Source organism: Dactylosporangium darangshiense (assembly GCF_039537565.1).
Taxonomy (GTDB): domain Bacteria; phylum Actinomycetota; class Actinomycetes; order Mycobacteriales; family Micromonosporaceae; genus Dactylosporangium; species Dactylosporangium darangshiense.
In genome coordinates this window covers 1-938 of record NZ_BAABAT010000206.1, presented here as the reverse complement: position 1 = coordinate 938, position 938 = coordinate 1, and the positions used below count along the sequence as shown (strand labels likewise).

The 938-nt window shown below is 64.7% G+C and carries 1 protein-coding gene and 1 pseudogene; one reads left to right on the top strand and one right to left on the bottom strand.

Annotated elements, in window-relative coordinates:
- Nucleotides 1-254: pseudogene (locus ABD901_RS58725) on the top strand (IS110 family RNA-guided transposase); the annotation flags it as partial.
- 69 nt (nucleotides 255-323) lie between these two features.
- Here ABD901_RS58725 and ABD901_RS58720 read toward each other — a convergent pair.
- Complete coding sequence (locus ABD901_RS58720; protein WP_345145108.1) at nucleotides 324-824, bottom strand: TIGR03086 family metal-binding protein; 501 nt, start codon at nucleotides 822-824, stop codon at nucleotides 324-326.
- Nucleotides 825-938 lie beyond the last annotated feature (114 nt).

Below are 938 nucleotides of genomic sequence, written 5' to 3'. Positions count from 1 at the left end.
GCCGCCTCGCCGAAGGCAAAACCACCATGGAAGCGCTCCGCGCCCTCAAACGGCACCTGTCCGATGTCGTCTACAAACGGATGCTGCGCGACGCCACGGCGGCCCGAACCGCCGGGACGGGCCCGGGGGGACACACGGGAGCGACTCTGCAATCCAGCGCGGACGGCCCAATCCCGACAGCCGCCTCTTCGGACAAGTCACAGCCCGGACCCGCCACCCGCAAGCCTAAAGCAAACCTCGCCATAACCCCTTGACTAGAGGGGAACCAGATCCGCGCACCTGATCTTGGCGAATGAACGGTCACCCGCAGATGCGTGCGCGCATCATCGACGATGTCTCTTGTGGCCGAGAAGGTGCGCGAGTTGTTCCGTCGTGGATGAGGTCTTCCCCCCAATAACGGGCGCGTCGTACATGACTCCTCGGAGCCGGTCTGGAATGACGGCGACAGCGTAGGAAAGGCAGCGATCGGCAATGCCGTTCGGGGCGTCACTCGGCTGGCCGGTCGCGACGGCGAGATCCCATCCATGCGTGATCGTCTCGACGGTGAAGCCGCGTGCCGCGTCCAAGGCCGTGCACGGTCCCCAGGGTGCGACGACTTTGTCAGCAGCGGCCAGCGGCGACCAAGCCTCTCGGATCGAGGCCACCAATGTTGCATACGTGGAGGCGAGTTCCGCATCGGGAACGTCGGTGATCACATGAGAGATGCCCCGTGTCGGGATGCGCTGGGCGGTGGCAAGTCCACGGTGCACGGTGCCGATGAGGTGGCCAAGGAGGCTTCGGACATCGAAATCCTCGCAGGGAGTTGGACCTTCGGAAGCTGTCAAGGCGTATGAGACACGGGCTGGTTACGCGGTCTGTATCTGAGGTGCTGGTGTGGGCGGGTTGATCCACGCTGTGGTGGGCAGGGCCGGTGGGGTGGGTGGCTGGCTGAATCGTTC